A 16,692-nucleotide genomic window follows, 5' to 3' on the forward strand; every position below is an offset into this window, starting at 1 on the left:
CAAACGTATCCGTGTTGCGGAAGGCAAGGAAATCGAAATCCGCATGGACGCGGTCAACATCATGAACAATCCGAGCTGGGCCATCACCAGCACGGATATCAACAGCGCCAGCTTCGGCAAGATGACGGCGAACGATCCTGCCGGCGGCGCCACCCAGGCGGCGAACCCGGTGGCTAACCGCCGCTTCACGTTCAACGCCCGCTTCACGTTCTGATCGTTTAGCCGCAGATTGCGCAGATGACGCAGATGGATTACCCATCTGTGTCATCTGCGCAATCTGCGGCTAAAATTTTCCCCTCCACTGCTATCATCCATAGCCATGAAAGAATTCAAACTCTGTGGTTTAGGTAACGCTATCGTCGATATTTTTCTGGAAGTTTCGGATACGGAGTTCGCTTCCCTCGGTTTTCAGCGCGGGGGCATGCAACTCGTCGATCTGCAGGAGCAGAAGGTTCTGCTGGAGCGCTATCAGAAACACGAGCCCAAACTGGTCAGCGGCGGATCGGTGGCAAACTCCACGATCGCTTTCTCACAGCTGGGCGGCGATGCGGCTTTCATCGGCTGCGTCGGAGACGACCGCTACGGACTTTTCTATTCGAGCGAGTTCGAAGAGCTCGACATCGAGATCGGGAATCCGGTTATCGTGAACGAGTCCACCGGCACCTGTCTCTGCCTGATCACGCCCGACGCCGAGCGCACCATGCGAACCTGCCTCGCAGTTTCCGGGCATCTCGCCGCGAAACACGTCGATGAGGAGCGCATCGCCAGTTCCGAGTGGCTGTTCATCGAGGGCTATCTGTTCGCCAATCCGGATACCGGCCAGACTGCGGTCCGCCAGGCCATTCAAGTCGCGAAAAAACACGGGACCAAAATCGCCATCACGTGCTCGGACGCTTTCGTCGTTCATGTCTTCGGCGACGCGCTGCGCGAGGCATTGAAGCAGGCCGACCTTTTCTTCTGCAATGAAGGCGAAGCCTGCGCGGTGGCGGACGCCAAAACCGCGGAAGAGGCTTTCAAGAAACTGAAAGGCACGCTTCCCTCGCTGGTCGTGACGAATGGCCCGCACGGCGCCTACATCCGGCACGACGGCGTCGATGCCCATGTCCCGTCGTTCCCGAGCGAGCCGAAAGACCTGACCGGCGCGGGCGACATGTTCGCCGGCGCGTTCTTATACGGCATTACGCATGGCGTGCCGCCGCAAAAGGCCGCGCGGGCCGCGGGTTTTCTGTCGCATAAGGTGATCAGCCAGGTCGGCGCCCGGCTGCACCACGGGACGCGGCAGTTCTGGGATGAAGTCCTCAGATAGAATCGGATCATCGCAACATTGCACGGACATTCCCCGCCTTTCCAAGGCGGGGTGGCTGCGCCACTAATACAACGGTCCCGTTCCTTAACGGCGCAGACGGGGCGGTTAGTAACTTCCATCAACAAGCTACGGTGCGCTTCGCGGTTCGTTGATAACCGCCCCGTCCTCGCGTTCTAACGGTTTGATCGCTCGGACACCCCGCCTTGGAAAGGCGGGGAATGTCCACCACGTTGGGGAATCCGTGCAATCCCCCCGAAAAACAGGGTATATTCGGCGTACATCCAGGCTAGGAGACACTATGAGTCGAACAATCCTGTTGGCGACACTTTGCACACTCCTGGGCATAGTCGCGTTTGGCTTTCAAGCGCCACAGGCGCCCGCCCCCAACGCGGATCCTTACGCCAACAACGCCGCCGCCGGTGCGACACAGTTTCCTTTGGCAGCTCCTGCGGGCAAGGACAGTAACGCGCGCAACATAGCGCCGGCGGGAGCCGTCAATCAGGGCGCCTTCGATGCCTCGACCTGGAAATACGGCACCGCGTTCAACGCGCCGCCGAATTCGAGGATCTGGAATCCGGTGAAGCTCAAGATGATGCAGGGCGGCAAAGTCACCGGCGGAACGCTCTTCAACTCCACCGACCCGGCCGTCTATTGCGCGATGGCGAATGCGGGCTACGACTTCATCTGGACCGAAATGCAACACGACGCGCGCGACTGGTCATCGGTCGCAAGAATGTGGCGGACCTGCCCGAACGCCAAGGCGGTTCCCGGCGTTCGCGTCGCCTATACCGACGAGCGTGAAATCCAGCACGCGCTGGACGCCGGCGCCCTTGTCCTGGTGGTTCCGACGATCGACAGTCTGCAGGAAGCGATCGATGCCCGCAACTGGGCGTACTTCCCGCCGCTCGGGCGCCGCAGCAACGGCGGCGGCCAGGCCTTCGACGGCAATATGTGGGGCGGCGTTCCCGGCGGATACCGCAACACGATCAATGATAATATCGTCCTGATCCTGATGATCGAAACCCTCGACGGCTTGAAAGACGCGGACGCGATCGCAAAGGTTCCCGGTGTGACGGCTGTCTTCGCCGCCAGCGGCGATCTCGGCAATTTCTCCGGCTATCGCCAGGGAACGCCGGATTACGAGCGCGCGATCAACATCGTCCACGATGCCGCGATCAAAGCGGGCGTCCGATTGTGCGGGCCTTTCGCATGGCGCGATCGTCCCGACTTCACCTGCTTCCAGGCCGGCAGCGAAACCGCAGCGATCGCCAAGGGCGTTGCTGCCGAACTGGGACCGCTGGCGAATACGCAGCCGAAACCGGAAGTCGGACCGTTCGCGAAAAGACCATAATCCATGAAGTTTCGCATCGCCATCGTTCTCGCGCTCTGTTTCTTCCTGAGCATCGGGTCGGCCGAGGAGCTCTCCACCCGGCTGACCGACGACGCGTTCTGGAAGCTGATCACCGACTTCTCCGAGCAGGGCGGCCGCTTCCCATCGGATAACTTTGCGTCGAACGAACTTGCGATCCAGCGGATCCTGCCGGAACTCGCGCGCGGCCGCAAGGCGGGCGGCGCGTATCTCGGCGTCGGTCCCGAGCAAAATTTCACCTACATCGTCGCGCTTAAGCCGAAGATCGCTTTCATTATCGACATCCGCCGCCAGAACCTGATTGAACACCTCATGTACAAGGCGATGATCGAAATGTCCGCCGACCGCGCGGATTTCATCTCGCAATTGTTCTCGCGGCCGCGGCCGGAAGGCATCGGCAAGGCGTCGACCGTGACCGAGCTGTTCAAGGCCTATCACGACATCGAGCCGGACCTGATGCTTTTCCAGAGCAATGTCGAGGCGGTGAATAATCATCTGATCAAGGACCATGGCTTCACGCTGACAGCGGAAGATCAGAACGTCCTGGCGTACATCATGCGGGCCTTTGTCAGCGGCGGGCCGTCACTCGGCTACGCGGGACCGCAGCCGCTGCAGCCGGTCGCTCCGCGCATCCTGCCGACGTATGAAGAGCTGATGGTCGACCGGGACGACGACGGCCGCCAGCAAAGTTACCTGGCAACGGAAGAAAACTTCCTGACGCTGCAGGAATTCGAAAAGAACAATCTGATCGTGCCGATCGTCGGCGACTTTGCCGGCACCGGCGCCTTCCACTCGGTCGGCGATTACCTGAGGAAACACGGCGCCGTCGTGAGCGCGCTGTATACATCGAATGTCGAGCAGTATCTCTTCATGTCGGAAGACTGGAAGGCGTTCTATAAGAATGTTTCGACCCTTCCGCTCGATGCGAAGAGCGTATTCATCCGGCCGCTGATCAATACCGGCGACATCCGAGTCGGACCGGGCCCGTATTCCGCTTCACCGCAATTCCGAACCGGATTCCATTTCGATACTTTCCTGTTCCCTATCAAAGATCTCGTCACCGCCTTCGATGGCGGCATGATCGAGACCTATTACGACGTTATCGCAAGCCGCAACTGAATTGACACATCCTCTCATCGAATTCGAACGTGTCACCGTGATGCGCGGGCACACCATGGCATTAAATAATGTCTCGTTGAAAATCGGGCTGGGCGAACACGTCGCGATTCTCGGCCCCAACGGCTGCGGCAAATCGACGCTGATCAAGGCGATCACGCGCGAGTGCTATCCGGTGATTCAGGAAGGCTCGTCGGTGCGGATCATGGGCGAGGATCGCTGGGAAGTCTGGGAATTGCGGAAGCTGCTCGGCATTGTCTCCGCCGATCTGATGGCGACCTGCACACGCGCCATATCGGGCCGCGAGATCGTGTTGTCCGGCTTCTTCTCCAGCATCGGCATCTGGCCACACCAGGAAATGGACATCACTCCGGAGATGGAGGAACGCGCCAATCGCGCGCTGGAAATGCTGGAAGTTTCACATCTCGCCGAGAGAGATACCGCAGAGATGTCGTCCGGAGAGGCCCGCCGCGTCCTGCTGGCCCGCGCGCTGGTGCATGATCCGCGCGCGTTGCTTCTGGATGAGCCGTCGACTGCGCTGGATCTCAGCGCGCAGCACGAATTGCGATCGATGCTGCGGAAGCTGGCCCAGTCCGGGATCGGCATCGTCATGGTGACGCATCATCTGTCGGATTTGATCCCGGAAATGGATCGCGTCGTGTTAATGCGAGGCGGTAAGGTTATCGCCGATGGCCCGACACGCGACGTGCTGGTCGAGGAAAAACTATCCGCGTTGTTCGGGCACCGCGTCGAGCTACTTGAACGTGACGGCTATTACAACCTCTGGTAAGGGGACCGGAACACAAGAAGCACAAAAAGCACAAGATCAGATCCGAGCATCTTGCGCTTTTTGTGCTTCTTGTGTTCCGGTCCCTTATAGCAAGTTTCGCTGCCGGTCCATTCGCGACGTGTGATCCTGCGCAAAGCGTTGAACCCCCGCGAAAATCGACTCCGCATCCAGGTGCGCCTCTGCGATCACGTCGGCTTCGAGCCCACCCGTGAGCCACTGATTATCCCAATCGGAGGTCATCGAATATTCATCCGTCATGGGCCCGACGTTGCGCAACGGCCACATCCGCCGCGTTCCACTGCTGACGAACATCAGATTCATCTTCGCCGCATCGGGCAACACCGCATTGCGATACGTTTCCGGCTGGTGATCGAACAACTCCTCGCTGATCGCCGAGATGACTTTCACATTCACGCCGGCTTCTTCGAGCCGCGGCAGCACGCTGACCAGATTCATCGTGGCGCTGGAACCCTGTGCCACGACGTATCCGTGCTTCGGCTTGCCGGGAGCGAAATCGCGAATGACGTAAAGCCCCTTGGCGGCGGCGCGAATATCCGGATCGGCAAACTTCGTCCGGTCGATGACTTTGAAATCCGGACGCGCCACTTCGATGGTGATGATGCCGACCTTCTTCTCGCGCGCCGCAATCTCGGCGGCAGCGAAGTACCCCGGCGCGACGTCGTTGTAATCCCAGAAGCTGAGGTTGATCACGTGGCCGCGCGGGAACAGCTTCCACACCTGCGGCGAGAAAATGCCGAAATGCGTCCGCGCATCGGCAGCAGTTTCGGGCCCCGAGTGTCCCGCAAGGATATGCAGAACGCCCATCCGGAATCGGCTGTCCTGGTTCTGCTGGCTCCAGACGCGAGCCGGCAGATACATCAGCGGGGTGAATGCGCCGTAGGTCCCGCTGAACGCCCACACGCCGGCAAACTTTTCGGGATCGACCGAGGCGGACTGGCTGACCAGCCCGATCGCGCTGGAAACATTTCCGGCTTCCTGGATCGCGGCCTTCAGCCGCGTGCCGAGCGGATTGGTATCCGGATCGTAATGACCCCAGATGCTGCCGTGCTCCAGATTGACGGACTCCGAAAGATCCGCCGCCAGCGTTAACGCGCGGTTGTCCGTGACGTAATTCAACCACTTGATGATTTCCGATATGCCGCGGCGGGCGCCGGCCACTTCGCCGTATTTGCGGAAGAGCGCGATCTTCACCTGCTTCTCGGCGCCGGAAACGGCATTCTTCATGGTGACCGTCTGCAGTTCTTCCGGAAGATTCGCGACGCGGAGACGATCGTCGAGGAACGGATCGCGCTTGACGTCGATGCGGACCGGGAACTGGTCCTTCAACGAATCGCCGATTTCGACCAGCCGGTCGGCGAGCCAGTCGCCGAGGCCGTTCTTGGCGAGGACGGACATCGCAACGTCGATGTTGGTCTTGAACTGGATCAGCCGTTCGCGCGGCTCACTGACGGCGCCGTCGCGGATGCCGGAAAACTGGACACCGTAGTGATCCTCGAAGGTCTTCGCCAGCGAGAGGAAATACTCGGAGTTCATTTTGAACCCGTAAGGATGGCTCGGGAATCCGACGATCTGATCCGTGCCGGCCAGCTTGCCGTTGAGCGCTCCGGGCCAGTAGCCCTTCGTGGTTTTTCCGAAGACGATCATCGGGCGGCGGTCGGACGGATCCCAGTTTTCCATTTTTTGAAGCACGTCCAGGATCTGCGCGTAGTCATGGCCGTCGGGGATTGAGAAGACGTTCCAGCCGTACGATGTCCACTGATCGATCAGCTTGTAGCCTTCGAACTTTTTCGCAACCACGCCGCCGATCAGCGCATCGTCGATGCCGGCGTTGTTGTCGGAGAAGAAAATGCGGAGGCGCTTGCCGACCTGCAGCGCGATGGCCTGCGTCTTGAGTTCCTGCGCGTGTCCGGCGCACATTGCAAATTCGCCTTCGAAGGCGATGACTTTCGGTGAACCCGCCGGCGCGCCGATGAAATTCCAGAATGCCGCTTTGCCCGCTGCCGCCGCAATACCCACACCGGACGGACCGCCGTTGACGTCGTTGGTGAAATCGGTGGATTCGATGTGTCCGGAAAGAGCGCGGATGCCGCGGCCTTTGGTTTCGGTAAAGAGCGGATGGTCGCTGAGTCCCTGATCGGAGAGCAGATTCTTCAGCGCGCCCGCGCCCCGGCGGAATCCGAGCGCATCGACGCCGAGCATGGCTTCCTTCGGCGTGACGTAATAGCGCTTGTCCCCGGTCGCTTCGAACTTCCGGCGCAGCGCCTCGCCCATGATCATCCACAGGGCGTAACAGGTCGGCGCGCAATGCCCCGCCGCCAGCATGAACTTGTCGGAATACGGATGCTTCGGACGGCGGTAGTCATAGCGAAGGCCGCCATTTTCCGGCCCCACCAGATGCGTCGCGACATTGAACGGCGTATAGGCGACCGGCCCGCCGAAGTGCCCGGTCTGCGCATAATTGCCGAGCAGCGTCAGCGTCATGCAGGTCATATAGCCAATGTCTGCAAGCTTTTGCTGCTCAGACGGTGATTTTGAATCCGTGGTCGATATGGGCGAAGCTACGCTCATCCAGGTTGTCTCCCTTAAGCCGGTAATGAACGGCCATGATACCGCACTGACGAAGTTGTTTAGCCGCAGAATACGCGGATGACGCAGATATCTGCGCCATCCGCGTATTCTGCGGCTAAAACCTCTCTCAGTGACCGGTTCCAGCCATCAGCTTCCGCAGCAGGGCGGCAGTGTCTTCGTGGACATCAATGCGCTGGCCGCCGCGGCTGTTGCCGCCGGCTTTACCCAGCGCGGAATCGATGGGGGTCTTGCCGTTGTTGTCTTTGGCGTTGAGGTCGGCGCCGTGCGCCACGAGAAGTTCGACAGCGGGGTTCCAGCCCCAGAAGGCGGCGCCGTGAAGCGGCGTCTGGCCGCGGATGTTGTCGTGGGCGTTGATTTCGCCGCCGGCGTCGAGAATGAGCTTAAGCGAATCGACGGAACGCTGCGCGGTGTCTTCGGTGGTAAAGACGCCGCGGGTGTCCGCATCGACGGAACCCAGTCCGGCGGCGGCCATCGTCGGCGTGGTTCCGCGCATATTCGGAAGATTCGGGTTCGCGCCGTGCTTCAACAACAGCGCGATCGCCGGCGCATCGAGGCCTTTGGCCGCGCGCAAGAGCGGAGTGGCGCCGATCGTCAGCATGCCGTCAACGCCGCGATCCGCGCCGATATTGCGATAAGGGGGCAGAAGCTTCAGTTGCAGATTGGGGTTGGCGCCCACATCCAGAATCATCGCGATGATCTGCAGGCTGGTGGTTTCATCCAGCGACGGGCGATCGGCCCGGCCGCCGTGCGGCAGCGTATTCACATCGACCGCGCACCATAAAGGACTGCGGCCCCACAGATCCCATTTGTCGACGTTCGCGCCCGCCTTGATCAGAACGGCCGCGGCATCGAAATGCATGTTGCTGACAGCCATGATCAGGGGCGTTACGCCTTCGGGATCCTGAAGATCGATATTGGCGCCTCCGGCAATCAATGCGCGGACACAGTCCACGCAGCCTTCGCGCGCCGCGTAAAGCAGCGGGGTCAGTCCACCCGGCGCACGATACTGCGCCCTGGGTTCGGTCGAGACTTCGGACGGCCAGTCCAGCGGCGTGGCATCGGTGAACATGGCGTTGGCCGTCGGATTGACGAACGCGCGGGCATTGACGTCCGCGTGATGCGCGATCAATTCCTTGACCATCGCGGGCTGGTTCTGCGCCGCAGCCCACATCAGCGCAGTTTGCTTTTTCTGCTGCTCCGCGGCATTGACGTTGGCGCCGTGATCGAGCAGGAGTTTCGCGGCGGCGACATTGGTGCCGCGCGCGACGATCATGAGGGCGGTCATACCGTCCGCTGCGGGAAGGTTGGCGTCGGCGCCGGCCTTCAATAACTTCTCCATGATGGCCGTATTGCCGTTCAGCGCGGCTTCCGTCAAGGGAGTCGCGTCGTATTCATTCTTTGCGTTGACACTCGCGACGTTCGCGCCCGACTTGATCAGGCGATCGACGGCAGCCGCGTCATTGTTGTGGACGGCCCGCAGCAGCGCGCTGCTGGCGTCATCGACACCGGCCGAAAATGCCGCAGAAACGGCGCCCATGGCGCCGGTGAACAGCGCGGCGCAAAGCAAAACGCGTATCCGCATCCTAGACCTCCGAAAAGACCTTCGTACCGTCGTCGCCAATTTTCTCCACCGGAATGCCTGCCCTGTTGACCAGCGTCAGCAGGAGATCCGATAACGGCGTCTGATCCGGATACTTCAGGTGCTGGTTGCCTTTGATCTTGCCGTATGCGCCGCCGATGATCGCCGATGGCAGCGGATAGTGATTATGCGCGTTGCTGTTGCTCATGTTGCTGCCGAACAGCATGATCGAATGGTCGAGCATCGAGCCGTCGCCGTCCGGGAGCCCGGCCAGCTTGGTTGCGAACTTCGCCATGATCTCCGAATGATAGGTCTGGATCTTAACCAGCTTCTCGATCCGCGTCTTGTCGTTCTGATGATGCGAGATCGCATGAAACGCATCCGGCACGCCGATCTGGTTGTAGGTCAGACTGGTCGCCTCGGCGCACATCATGAAGGTGAAGACGCGCGTCAGGTTCGCCTGAAAGGCGAGCGCAATCATGTCGAACATCAGATTGATATGCGCATCGAACGGAAGCGGGGCGGCGGCCGGCGCGGCCGGCAGGTTCAGTTTCGACAGATCACGCGCTTCCATCTTCTGGACGCGGCTTTCGATCTCGCGCACGCTGTCGAGATAATCGTTAACGACGGTCTTGTCGCGCGGTCCAAGACTGCGCTGCAGGTCTGCAGCTTCTTCGGAAACGAGGTCGAGCAGGCTGGAGTACTGCCGCGCGATGTTCTTGCGTTCCCGCGCATCGTCGCCCTGACCGAAAAGCCGCTGGAAGAGTTTGCGGGGCTCGGTCTCCATCGGCAGCGGCGTCGACGGCGTCCGGAACGAGATGGTTCCGGAGTAACTGCAGCCGTACTCGCGGTCGCATGCTCCGCCGGAACCACGCGATTCGGTCGCGACTTCAAGCGACGGGAAAGGCGTGTCCTGCCCGAGATGCTTCGCGGCAATCTGATCGATGGTGACGCCGGCCCAGGGAGACTGAGACTTGCGCGGCGCGACGCCGCCCAGCCAGGTTCCCGGGCTCAAGGCATGGACGGGCGGAGCGATCGCAGCCTTGTTCTCGAGGCCGCTCACGATCGTGAGCTGTTTGCGGAATTTCTCGAGCGGCTTCAGGATCGGCGTGATCTCGAAGTCCGAGCCTTCGGCCGCCGGCGTCCAGCGATCCATGATCGCGCCGTGCGGGAAGTAGATGAATCCCATGCGCGGCAAAGGAGCCGCCGCCGTCTGCGAAAGCGCCGTCGCTGCCGGAATCATCGCTTCCAGTAACGGCAAACCCACGGCCACACCAGCGCCGCGAAGGAACGTGCGGCGGGACAAATGCTTCTTTGTGATGAACATTTTTGGCTCCTAATTGCTCTTAACTTCGTCCGCTTTCTGCATCTGGAACGGCGCGCTCTTCACTATTCCCATCACGATCGAGGAAAATCGGCGATCCTCTTTCGCGCTATCCCGCACGATCTTCCGTACGGCCGGCATGTCGTAGTATTCGACACTTCGTCCCAGCGCATACATCATTAACTTTTCCGTCAGAGTCTGAACGAACTGATCCGGACGCCGTTCGAGAGCTTTCCGGACATCGATCGGGCCGTTCACCGGCGTTCCGTCGGACAGCTTGCCGGAAGCGTCGATCGGGGTTACCGCCCAGCGGTCCTTGGTGCGCCAGGCGCCGACCGCATCGAAATTTTCCATCGCAAAGCCCAGCGGGTCGAGCACGCCATGGCAGCCGTTGCACGTCGGCTTGGACCGGTGCTGTTCCATGATCTCGCGCACACTCTTGGGCCTTTCCCCTTCTTTGGTTTCCTTGAAGCCTTCGACATCCGGAGGCGGCGCGGCCGGCGGCGTTCCCATCATGTTTTCCAGAATCCATGCGCCGCGCAAAACCGACGACGTCCGGTTCGGATACGAGGTCACCATCAGCACGGCGCCTTTGCCGAGCAGGCCGAAGCGATTCGGATCCGTCAAGGTCACGCGCCGGAACAGTGTGCCTCGCACATCGGGGATGTCGTAGTGCGCGGCAAGCCGCTCATTGACGAACGTGTAATCGGCGCTCACGAAATCCATGACGTTGCGGTCTTGACGAATGATGTACTCGACGAACATTTCCATCTCGCGGCGGAGCGCCTGGCGGAGGCTCTGATCGAAATTCGCAAACAGGACGGCATCCGGCTCGATCTTGTCCATATCGCGGATCTTCAGCCACTGGAAGGCAAAATTGCTGACGAGCGACTTCGAGCGCTCGTCCGCCAGCATCCGTTTGACCTGTTGTTCGAGAACCGAAGGCTGGCTCAGCTTCTTCTGCACCGCCAGGTCGAGCAGCGTCTTGTCCGGCCCCTGGCTCCACAAAAAGAACGATAGCCGCGAGGCCAGTTCGAGATCGCTGATCTTGTAGATCGCGCCCGGCGCGGCATTGGCGGGAGTGGTTTCGGCGCGATACAGAAATTTGGGGCTGGCCAGAATGGCCATCAGGCCGGTTTGAATACCTGAGTCGAAGTTTCCCGACGACCGGCCGTCTTTGAAGAATGCCAGCGGCGCGGCCAGGTCATGATCCGTGACCGGCCGGCGAAACGCCTGACGGGCGATGTTCGAGAGGATCTTGGTCGCGCAGGGCACCTCATCGGCCTCGTTCGCGGGCTTGCAGATGAAGATGTGCTGGCGGTTCTCCGAATCCGCAACGGCGTTCAGCGGCGTGTATGGACCAACCACTTGAACCGCTCCGTTGGGAACTCCGCCTCCGCGTCCACCGCGGCCGCCACCACCACCGCCGCCTCCCGGAATGAACGACTGCAGGGTGTTTTCAGATTCAACAAAACTGCGCTGTGGATTGGCCAGACCGACCTTGTGCTTGCCGGTTCGGACGGCGGCACGGCCGGCAGTTGGAACGCGGACGCCGTCCACCGTCACGATTCCCGCTCCGTTGATCCGGAATTCGTAGTCACCATCCGCCGGGAAAAGGTATTCGGTGAGCATCACCGCCTGAGTTCCGACCGGAAGTCCGCCATCCACGTACGGGTTTGCATCGAGTGTGCCGCGCAGAACCACGCTCGCCGGTTTTTCCGCCGACGGAGCCTGGCCGACAGCTTCGCGGCTGACGGCGCGGGCCGCATTGATGTATTGATCCAGAAACGACGGCGACACTTTCAGGACGCTCGCCATGTTGTCGAACCCTTCGCTGATATCGTCGACCGGAAGCAGAGCGGCGGCATCCACGTCGATATCGAAGAGTTCATGGATCGATGCGGCATATTCCGCGCGATTCAACCGGTGCAGCGTCACGCCGCCCGGATTCGGCGATTTCGCCGCCACCTGATCCAACGCGGTTTCCAGCGAAGCAACGAAGGCCTCGACCGTCGCGCGATCCGGCTGGCGCGAGCCCGGCGGAGGCATGAGACCGCCGCGCAGCTTGCGGACAGCTTTCTCCCAGATTTCGGGCTGCTTCGAAACGTCTGAAAGATCCATCGTGTCGAAGGAAAGACCCGCGGTCTTCGCCCGCTGGTTGTGGCAGCCGACACAATATTGATCGAGCAATGCGCGCTGCGGAGCCTGGGCTGCCGCGGCCGCGAATGATACGGAAGAACGGGGGACGGAGCACAAGAAGCACAAAAGGCACAAGATGCAGAAGGAAAAGAATCTTGTCTTCAAACGATGCCTCCGATTTCGCGAACGTGTGCCCACAATCCGGGATATGCGTTGAGAATGAAGAGCTGGGGATCGCCCCACCGGGCATCGAACTCTTTCGTGGGGGCGGATGCGAGCATGTCTTTCGCGCTCATTCCCTTCCTCATCATCCCGACGAATCGCGTCCGCATCTCGGCGCACATATCGGCCTGAGCCTGCAGGTCGGCATGCGTCTGGAGTGGGCCGCTGCCAGGGATCACGCGGGTTTGCGCGTCACCCAAAGCGGCGAGGGTTTTCGACGCATCCGACAGCCCGCCAATCCAGCCGCCGGTCGTGTAATCCATGACCGGATAACTTCCGACCGTGAAAACATCGCCCGTCACCAGGATATTTGGCCCGGGCAAAAACACATAGATGTCGCCGTCGGTGTGGGCCTGGCCGAGATAGCCGTATTGGATCTCTTCCTTGCCGAACGTGATCTTGTCCTTGGTATAAAAGGTCGCACTCGGACGCGCTTCCTTTGGCCTGGGCGGGTAGGTCTTGTGTTCCCACATCGAAATGATTTCGGCGCCCATCCAGAGCTTCGTGTTCTCGTGCGCGATGATTTTGGCCCCGGTTCTGGCAACCGCTTCGTTCGATCCCGTGTGATCGAGATGCCAGTGGGTATTGAACAGGACGCGCACGGGCCCGGCCGCAACTTTCATCAGATCGGCAGAGTGTTCCGCGCCTCCGCCGTCCACCATCAACACGCCGTCGCGTGTGTTCAGGACGAGAACGTTCGAGCCGGCTCCGCTGATCAGTGAGATGTTATCGGTCAGCTTCGTCGTGGTCAGTGCAGAGCTCTGTCCGAAGGCGATTTGCGAAACCGATAGGCCGGCGATTGCCGTCAAAAACTGACGCCGATTCTGTGCTGGGAACATGGCAGCAAGTCTACTTCAAAAACCGGAGAAGGGGAAGGAACACAAGAGGCACAAGAAGCACAAGATCTTGTGCTTCTTGTGTTCCGTCCCCCTTCTTCAGCGCCACTCGTGTTTCGGGTACTTTCGCTGGAGTTCGGACTTGATCCGCGGGTAGTGCTCGCGCCAGAAATTGGCGAGGTCGCTCGTCACCTGAACCGGTCTCATACTGGGAGCCAGAATATGTACGTTGAGCGGGACGCGGCTCATCGCGATGGACGGCGTCTGGGTAATGCCGAAAAGCTCCTGGATACGGAGCGAGATGTATGGTGCCGCATTCGGTTCGTAGGTGACCTTGGGCGTGCGGCCATTCGGCAGCGTCACCCGTTCGGGGGCGTACTTGTCGAGCAGGCCGCGCTGGTTTGAGGAAAGCCAGGAGGTGACGGCGGGTTTGACGTCGCGGTCCTTTATATCTTTGTAGCCGGCGGCGCCGAGGCAGAGCTGCTCGATGATGTGCCTGCGGTCTTCGGCCTGAATCGGTGGAAGCTGGAGATCGGGGCACCACTGGGCCAGGAGATTCAAGCGCAGGATCCATTGTTCGACCCCGTGATCCCACTTCGGCAACTGCAATCGCCCGGCAACGACTTCGGCGGCGAGAATCGCGGCGGCGGCATCCGCGGGCGGCGGCTCGACCGGTTTTGCGCTGACGATCAGATCGCGGAAAAGCAGGACACTGCCGGCGCGAACACGGCGAGTCGTCGAATCGAACTCGACGTGCACATCGGATCGGACATCCTGAGGAAAGATCTCCCGCAACCAGTCGAGTTCGATCGCAGTTGCCAGGGAAAGCTGTGTATTCACTTCGCCCTGACGCCCACCGAGTTCCTGCACCTCGGCGGCGACCAGTAACGGACTTTCGCGGACCACGCTTTCGCGCGCAAGTGATCCACGCCGGGCGTGGACCAGTTCGCAGCGCAGCGTGCTGTCGTCGAGACGGCGGGCGACCCGATCGCTGAAACCGATCAAAATGCATTTCTGCAGCGACTCGGGGATCAGATCCCGCGGCGCCGCATCGAGACCCTGGTCGCGCGCAATTCTCACGAACTGGGCCAGAAGTGGCGCCACCTGCCTGGCGGTGACCCCGTGGATTCCGAGCGCGCGCATCGTGTCCAGGTTGAAGTCATTTTCGGCCGCAAACAGCCAGGCGTTCATCAACGTCCAGAAATCTGAAGACGGCGCAATCCGCAAGCGATCCTCGCGGGCGGCCGAAACCTCTTTAGAAGGGTTTCGCAGCAGCAGATCGCGGCCCTGGGTCAGGGCCGCGACCAGACATGCGTGATAAACACAACCGTACTCCTGAGCCGCGAGCAGCATGCGCGCGTAACGCGGATGCACAGGGAATGCCACCATCCTCCGGCCAAGCGAGGTGATTGCGGCCCCCTCCAGCGCGCCCAGATCGCGGAGCAATTCTTCCGCATGAGCGAGCGCGGGCTCGGATGGAGCTTCGAACCATCGGAACTTCCGCAAATCTTCGACGCCGGCGGCTTTCAGCGTCAGCACCACCTCGGAAAGATCGAGCCGCTTGACCTCCGGCAGATCCTGCGCGGGACGCTCGGCCTGTTCCGGCTCGGCCCACAATCGAATGCATTCGCCGGGAGCCGTCCGGCCGGCGCGGCCGGCGCGCTGCTCGGCGCTCGCCCGGCTGATCTTTTCGATCAGCAGTGTGTTGATGCCGCGGTTCGGGTCGTAGCGGGCAACGCGGGCAAGGCCGCCATCGATGACGAGCCGGATGCCGTCGATCGTAATCGACGTTTCCGCCACATTGGTTGCCACCACCACTTTCCGCTTATCGTAGCGCGCCACCGCCGCGTCCTGATCGCGGTTCGCCAGTTCTCCGTACAGCGGCAACAAAAGATAGCCCTTCGATTGCGGCCGGCTGCGGATAGCTTCTATCGTTCGATTGATCTCGTACCCGCCGGGCATGAAAACCAGCACATCGCCCTCGTTCGCTGGCGCGGCTTTCGCAAACGCGTCGGCGGCGACTTCCCAGACCGGCGGCGGATTCAGGCCGAGGCGCTTCGGCAGATAGTGGATATCCACCGGAAACGTCCTTCCCTGCGACGTCAGCAGGCTGCACGGGCCGAGGTACTTTTCGAGCGCTCCGGCATCGAGCGTCGCCGACATCACGATAATCAAAAGGTCGGGCCGCTCCGTTTCCTGGATGTCGAGAGCGCGGGCGAGCGTGATGTCGCCGTAAAGATGCCGCTCGTGGAACTCGTCGAAGATGAGGGCCTGAATGCCACGCAGACCGGAATCATCGAGCATGCGCCGCAGAAGGATGCCTTCGGTCTCGAACTTGATGCGGGTCGTGGAGGTGGTGGCATTGTCGAAACGGATCTGATAGCCGACCTCCTGCCCCAACGCAACGCCCAGCTCATTTGCAACGCGGGATGCCAGCAAGCGCGCCGCCAGCCGACGCGGTTGCAGGATCACAACCTGCCCGTCACCGAGCAAGCCATGCTTGAGCAGTATTTGCGGTACCTGGGTGGATTTGCCGGAACCGGTAGGAGCTTGGAGGATCAGACGTCTTGACGCCTTCAGCCGCGCGACAAGATCGTTCTCGATGTCGTAAATGGGCAGCAAAGAAAAAGAAACCACAAAAAGCGCAAAAGGCACAGCAGTTTTGAGAGTTTTGTGCTTTTTGTGGTTTCTGTCTTATCGAAGTTCGGTCGTCGTCCTTCCGACGGTGATGGTTTCTGCCCGTACTTCATCCTTGATGGTCTTGCTCGGATCGGCCGTAACGGTCGCGGTGGCGCCGACCTTCAGAAGTTGATCCGACAGCCCGCGGAACTCCATGCGCGCAGGCGGCGCCATGATCACGGTGAGAAGCTGGTTCCCTACCTGCATCTTGACCATCGGCGGCGCGGAGTGATACTGCACTTCTTTGAGGACACCGGTCAGTTTCTGCGGCTTGGTGAGGTCGTATGCCGGCCAGTCGTGCGCGGTACCGTAAAGGAGATTCTTGTCCTGGTCTTTCGGGCCGACCCACGGCGTGATGACGCCGTCGAGCAGCGACTGAAGATTGCCTTCCATGCACGAGTACTCCATCAGCTCGACATCGGGCGTGAGCGCGAAGACGCGCTCATTCTTAATGGGCCGCGAATAGGTCTTCGGGTCATCGAGCACCCAGTTGAAATTGATGTGGCCCATATCGGGGCGTTGGAATGTCATCGTGAGCTTGGCGCCGGCGCTCATGGGATGTCCGATGGTTCCGAGTTTGGCCCAGCCGTTGAAGTTGACGGCTTCGATGACGAGCGTATCTCCGTCCCAGTGGCCGCGGGAATCGCCGAACCAGGTGGGCGGCCAGTCCTTGCGGTGCGGCAAACCTTCGGTGTTCACGAGGCCGAACATCGTGCTCTGCT

The 16,692-nt window shown here is 60.7% G+C and carries 12 protein-coding genes; 5 read left to right on the forward strand and 7 right to left on the reverse strand.

Annotated features, from left to right (window positions below; genetic code table 11):
• The 5 genes from VGK48_13095 to VGK48_13115 all read left to right on the forward strand — a co-directional run.
• The coding region (locus tag VGK48_13095; GenBank protein HEY2382108.1) for a hypothetical protein at positions 1-214 on the forward strand (214 nt) is incomplete at its 5' end.
• Between the two features lie 105 nt (positions 215-319).
• Positions 320-1,306, forward strand: a complete 987-nt coding sequence (locus VGK48_13100; GenBank protein HEY2382109.1) for an adenosine kinase — start codon at positions 320-322, stop codon at positions 1,304-1,306.
• A 298-nt stretch (positions 1,307-1,604) separates the two neighbouring features.
• A complete protein-coding gene (locus VGK48_13105; protein HEY2382110.1) occupies positions 1,605-2,657 on the forward strand; it encodes an aldolase/citrate lyase family protein in 1,053 nt (350 codons plus the stop codon).
• Positions 2,658-2,660: 3 nt separating this feature from the next.
• Positions 2,661-3,794 (forward strand): hypothetical protein, encoded by a 1,134-nt coding sequence (locus VGK48_13110; GenBank protein ID HEY2382111.1) that lies wholly within the window; start codon positions 2,661-2,663, stop codon positions 3,792-3,794.
• 1 nt (position 3,795) lies between these two features.
• On the forward strand, positions 3,796-4,581 hold the full coding sequence (locus VGK48_13115; GenBank protein ID HEY2382112.1) for an ATP-binding cassette domain-containing protein: 786 nt from the start codon (positions 3,796-3,798) through the stop codon (positions 4,579-4,581).
• Positions 4,582-4,665: 84 nt separating this feature from the next.
• On the opposite strand, the gene VGK48_13120 is transcribed toward VGK48_13115, so the two are convergent.
• From VGK48_13120 to VGK48_13150, 7 genes are all read right to left on the reverse strand, one after another.
• Complete coding sequence (locus tag VGK48_13120) at positions 4,666-7,170, reverse strand: hypothetical protein (GenBank protein HEY2382113.1); 2,505 nt, start codon at positions 7,168-7,170, stop codon at positions 4,666-4,668.
• 127 nt (positions 7,171-7,297) lie between these two features.
• Complete coding sequence (locus VGK48_13125) at positions 7,298-8,773, reverse strand: ankyrin repeat domain-containing protein (protein HEY2382114.1); 1,476 nt, start codon at positions 8,771-8,773, stop codon at positions 7,298-7,300.
• Position 8,774: 1 nt separating this feature from the next.
• Positions 8,775-10,097 (reverse strand): DUF1552 domain-containing protein, encoded by a 1,323-nt coding sequence (locus VGK48_13130; protein ID HEY2382115.1) that lies wholly within the window; start codon positions 10,095-10,097, stop codon positions 8,775-8,777.
• A 9-nt stretch (positions 10,098-10,106) separates the two neighbouring features.
• Complete coding sequence (locus VGK48_13135; protein HEY2382116.1) at positions 10,107-12,350, reverse strand: DUF1592 domain-containing protein; 2,244 nt, start codon at positions 12,348-12,350, stop codon at positions 10,107-10,109.
• A gap of 44 nt (positions 12,351-12,394) precedes the next feature.
• A complete protein-coding gene (locus tag VGK48_13140) occupies positions 12,395-13,294 on the reverse strand; it encodes an MBL fold metallo-hydrolase (protein HEY2382117.1) in 900 nt (299 codons plus the stop codon).
• 96 nt (positions 13,295-13,390) lie between these two features.
• Complete coding sequence (gene hrpB, locus VGK48_13145; GenBank protein HEY2382118.1) at positions 13,391-15,928, reverse strand: ATP-dependent helicase HrpB; 2,538 nt, start codon at positions 15,926-15,928, stop codon at positions 13,391-13,393.
• Positions 15,929-15,985: 57 nt separating this feature from the next.
• On the reverse strand, positions 15,986-16,692 hold a 707-nt coding region (locus VGK48_13150; GenBank protein ID HEY2382119.1), incomplete at its 5' end, for a hypothetical protein.

Source organism: Terriglobia bacterium, from assembly GCA_036496425.1.
Classification (GTDB): Bacteria; Acidobacteriota; Terriglobia; order 20CM-2-55-15; family 20CM-2-55-15; genus 20CM-2-55-15.

Excerpts from the sequence above, each read along its gene's own strand:
- VGK48_13100 (HEY2382109.1), top strand. The coding sequence starts at position 320 with ATGAAAGAATTCAAACTCTGTGGTTTAGGTAACGCTATCGTCGATATT.
- VGK48_13105 (HEY2382110.1), top strand. The coding sequence starts at position 1,605 with ATGAGTCGAACAATCCTGTTGGCGACACTTTGCACACTCCTGGGCATA.
- VGK48_13110 (HEY2382111.1), top strand. The coding sequence starts at position 2,661 with ATGAAGTTTCGCATCGCCATCGTTCTCGCGCTCTGTTTCTTCCTGAGC.
- VGK48_13120 (HEY2382113.1), bottom strand. The coding sequence starts at position 7,170 with ATGAGCGTAGCTTCGCCCATATCGACCACGGATTCAAAATCACCGTCT.
- VGK48_13125 (HEY2382114.1), bottom strand. The coding sequence starts at position 8,773 with ATGCGGATACGCGTTTTGCTTTGCGCCGCGCTGTTCACCGGCGCCATG.
- VGK48_13130 (HEY2382115.1), bottom strand. The coding sequence starts at position 10,097 with ATGTTCATCACAAAGAAGCATTTGTCCCGCCGCACGTTCCTTCGCGGC.
- VGK48_13140 (HEY2382117.1), bottom strand. The coding sequence starts at position 13,294 with ATGTTCCCAGCACAGAATCGGCGTCAGTTTTTGACGGCAATCGCCGGC.